Raw genomic sequence first — 3,567 nt, 5'->3', positions numbered from 1 at the left:
GGCCTGGCGTGGCTGTCGCAGATCGGTCTGTTCGTCCTGCTGGGCCTGCTGGCCAGTCCCAGCAGGCTCCCCGATGTGCTGCTGCCTGCACTGATCGTCGGCGGGGGCCTGCTGCTGTTGGCCCGCCCACTGTCGGTGGTCGTGTGCGCGACGCCGTTCCGCTCCCCGTGGAGGGAACAGGCGTTCATGTCCTGGGCCGGACTCCGGGGCGCTGTGCCGATCGTGCTCGCCACCATCCCGATCAGTGCGGAGCTGCCGGCAGCCGAGACGATCTTCGACATCGTCTTCGTCCTGGTCGTCGTCTTCACGATCGTCCAGGCGCCGACCTTGCCCTCACTGGCGCGGCGCCTGGGGGTCGGTGACGCGGAGGACGCGAGCGACGTGCTCATGGAGTCGGCACCACTGGAGCGGCTCGACGCGGACCTGCTCCAGTTCCTCGTGCCGGCGGACTCGAAGCTGCACGGCGTCACCATGTGGGAGCTGCGCCTGCCACCTGGCGCCGTCGTCTCCCTGATCGTCAGAGACGGCCACACGCTGGTCCCCGACCGGCAGACCACCCTCCGCCACGGCGACCAGCTGCTCCTCATCGTGCCCAGTAATGCCCGGCGCCAGGTCGAACACCGCCTGCGCGCGGTGCACCGCGCCGGCCGGCTCGCCAGCTGGCTCGGTGAGCAAGGAGAGATCGATTTGCCGCCGACCGACGGCCGCGGTCCGCAGATCCAGCGCGGATGGGACCGCGCTGTCCGGTCGCTGCGCGCCGCCGCGTCGCGCCGTGCGGGCGTAGCAGCGACCGGACGTCCCGCGGCTGACCTCGACCCGTCACCCCGGATGCCGCCGCAGGGGCGATGACCAGGTGCTGTCATCGCGTCGCATTATCCGGGTCTTGGTCCGCAACTAGTCCGCAGAACAGTTGATCGTCACCGTGACCTGCCAGCACTGCCCAATCACGAACGTGCAGTTGGGACCAGGGTTTCGGCAATCACCGTAAGGAGTCAACTGCAAAGAAGTTGTTCTGGGTCATTGGCCCCTTCATGACAAGCCTCGCTCTCTGGGAGCACCGATACGCCAGCATGTCTCTCGGATGACTCCCCGAGCGGCCTAGTCGAACCTCTCAGAGTTGAGAGCCCCGATCCTAACGCTTTTGACCCTCTCGACAAGGTAGGCGCCAAAGTCCGTAATCTCGTAGACCATGTTCTCCAAGTCGACCGGCTTTCGGCCCTGCATCAATTCTCGAAACCCCGCAGCCCTGCCTTCATCGATGATCGAGGTAGATAGGAGCGCGGCGGCCTCGCTCTGTAAGGTCAACAGGACAGTCGTAACCGAGCGGCGGGGCCAGTTGAGTTCCACGGCTAGCTGCGCTGACGTTCAGCGGATCGTTGTAATTTGCTCCCTGCTGAACTCGTAGATCGGCGGCTTGTTTAGAAGACAAAGCACACGGATGTTCGGAGCCTCCAGCACCCGCATCGCTCGGGTGAAGAGAAACTCCTCATCGACTACCGCCGTGTCTGTCGCCGCGTTGCCCAGCACGCGCCCGATGAGCTGGACCTTCTCTTGCATTGCTGTTTCCGCGGCTGCGTTCAGCGCCGTGGCAGCGAGCAGGGCAGTCGCCGCGTCCTAGGGCAGAGCCTCTGTCAACTCCAAGTACGACAAACCACTTTAGTCCGCTGCGGTCTGAACACAGGGTTTGCGGGACAAGGGGACGGAGATCCGGGAGAGGCCCTCGCGCTGGACCCTGCAGCCGAGGCCGTCCGCCTGGCCAAAATCCTGATGTTCGCGCCTCACGTGGCGGGGGGTGGACAGGCGCACGCGCCGGAGCTGTCCAGCAAGAACGACGAGAAACTCGCCGCCACGGTCATATCGACCCAACTGTCCGGTACCCTCGCTGCCCTCCGCGTGGACGCGCCCGGTGGCCCCTTTGGGTACCTCCGCATCTTCGCTTTCGACGTCAGGCACAGAGCGTTCATCAGGGAGCTGCTGCGGCTGATCCCGCTGTTGCCGGAGCGGGGTCTGGTCATCGACGTGCGGAGCAATCCGGGCGGCTACATCGTGGCGGCCGAGGCGGCCTTGCAGTTGTTCACGCCGATGCCCATCGAGCCTACGAAGTACTCCGTTTTGGCCACCCCGTTCACCCGGGCGTTGGCCGATGGGCCGTTGGCCGAGGACCTGGGGCCGTGGAAGAAGTCGCTGCACGATGCTGTCCGGAACGGGGAGCTCTACTCGCAGGCGATTCCGCTCACGCCGTCGAAGACGGCCAATGAGATTGGTCAGCAGTACGGGGGGCCGGTCCTGCTCGTGGCGGATTCGACCACCTACTCCTCCGGTGACCTCTTCTCGGCCGGATTCGTCGATAACAACATTGGGCCTTTCCTATGCGTCGGCTCGGCAACCGGCGCTGGTGGGGCAAATGTCTGGAACTATGACGAGATCCGCGCGGCGCTGGAAGCATCCGCCGAACCTCTGCGCACGTTGCCCGATGGGATCGGGTTGAGCTTCGCGTATCGGCGCGCAACGCGGTCCGGACCGAACGAGGGCAAGCCGATCGAGGACGTGGGCAACGAGGGCACACCGCACGAGCTGACCCTCGACGATCTGCTTCACGGCAACCGTGACCTGTTGGCCCACTGCATCAGCGAACTGCGCAAGCTGCCGTTCTCGAAGCGGAACGCCGGGATCGACGAGGCCGACCGCACGGTGACCGTTGAAACCGACGGACTCGACCGTCTCGACGTGTTCTTCGACGGGCATCCCGGGAGCACGTACGAACTCACCTCAGGCGTCCCGGTCATGGTGGCCTATCCACAGGGCACTAAGCAGGTTAGCCTGACTGGATTCGACGACGACGAGGTACGTCAACGGCGAACCATCCGCCTGTAGCCCTCCGATTCCGGACCCCGCACATCGTATGTGAACGGCGGGGTTACTTTCGTTGCATCTCGGGAGATCCCATGCGCCACCGTACCCATCACCACCGGACCGTGGCCGCCGTAGCGGCCCCCGTGCTATTGGGCACCGGCGCCGGGAGCGCCGAAGACGTGCTCGCCGCTGCGAAGCCGACCGCGCCGGAGTGGTCGCTGTGACCGCGGCGGACGTGCCTCCCGGGAAGGTGCTGGAGCACCTCGAGGTGTTCCAGGCCATCGCCAACGCCAACAACGGCAACCGGGCCTCGGGCACGTCCGGCTACCGGGGCAGCGTCGACTACGTGGTCGGCAGGCTGAGGGCCGCCGGCTACGCCCCGCGGGTCCAGAACTTCTCCTTTCCCTTCTTCCAGGAGGTCAGCCCGGCCACGGTCAGCGCGGGCGGCAGGCAGCTCGCCGCCGCGGACGTCGCGGTCATGACCTATTCCGGCTCCGGGACGGTGACGGCACCGGTGCAGGCCGTGGGAACGACCGGCGAGAGGGGCGCGAGCACCAGCGGGTGCGAGGCCGGGGATTTCGCCGACTTCGTGCCGGGGAACATCGCACTGCTCCAGCGGGGCACGTGCGCCTTCGGGGTGAAGGCCGCCAACGCGGCGGCCGCCGGGGCGTCCGCGGTGCTGATCTTCAACACGGGACTGCCCGGGGCGGAGGG

At 66.4% G+C, this 3,567-nt stretch carries 6 protein-coding genes; 4 read left to right on the top strand and 2 right to left on the bottom strand.

Annotation, left to right across the window (positions count from 1 at the left end; all coding sequences use genetic code 11):
* The coding region (locus tag VN520_RS20725) for a cation:proton antiporter (protein ID WP_325748430.1) at positions 1-849 on the top strand (849 nt) is incomplete at its 5' end.
* A 249-nt stretch (positions 850-1,098) separates the two neighbouring features.
* Here VN520_RS20725 and VN520_RS20720 read toward each other — a convergent pair.
* Entirely contained in the window at positions 1,099-1,305 is a 207-nt protein-coding gene (locus tag VN520_RS20720) for a hypothetical protein (RefSeq protein WP_325748429.1), read from the bottom strand.
* A 60-nt stretch (positions 1,306-1,365) separates the two neighbouring features.
* Complete coding sequence (locus VN520_RS20715; RefSeq protein ID WP_325748428.1) at positions 1,366-1,557, bottom strand: hypothetical protein; 192 nt, start codon at positions 1,555-1,557, stop codon at positions 1,366-1,368.
* 210 nt (positions 1,558-1,767) lie between these two features.
* Here VN520_RS20715 and VN520_RS20710 point away from each other — a divergent pair, with 210 nt between their 5' ends.
* The 3 genes from VN520_RS20710 to VN520_RS20700 all read left to right on the top strand — a co-directional run.
* A complete protein-coding gene (locus tag VN520_RS20710) occupies positions 1,768-2,874 on the top strand; it encodes a S41 family peptidase (RefSeq protein WP_325748427.1) in 1,107 nt (368 codons plus the stop codon).
* Positions 2,875-2,945: 71 nt separating this feature from the next.
* Positions 2,946-3,077, top strand: coding sequence for a hypothetical protein (locus tag VN520_RS20705; RefSeq protein ID WP_325748426.1), 132 nt, complete (start codon positions 2,946-2,948; stop codon positions 3,075-3,077).
* Positions 3,065-3,567, top strand: a 503-nt coding sequence (locus tag VN520_RS20700; RefSeq protein WP_325748425.1) for a PA domain-containing protein, incomplete at its 3' end; no start/stop codon positions are given. The genes VN520_RS20705 and VN520_RS20700, both read left to right, overlap by 13 nt.

Source organism: Streptomyces sp. (assembly GCF_035563135.1).
GTDB lineage: Bacteria > Actinomycetota > Actinomycetes > Streptomycetales > Streptomycetaceae > Streptomyces.
This window is presented reverse-complemented; position numbering and strand designations above follow the sequence as displayed.

What these genes read in the sequence shown, in the direction of transcription:
- VN520_RS20715 (WP_325748428.1), bottom strand. Translation starts at nt 1,557, where the DNA reads ATGCAAGAGAAGGTCCAGCTCATCGGGCGCGTGCTGGGCAACGCGGCG.
- VN520_RS20710 (WP_325748427.1), top strand. Translation starts at nt 1,768, where the DNA reads ATGTTCGCGCCTCACGTGGCGGGGGGTGGACAGGCGCACGCGCCGGAG.
- VN520_RS20705 (WP_325748426.1), top strand. Translation starts at nt 2,946, where the DNA reads ATGCGCCACCGTACCCATCACCACCGGACCGTGGCCGCCGTAGCGGCC.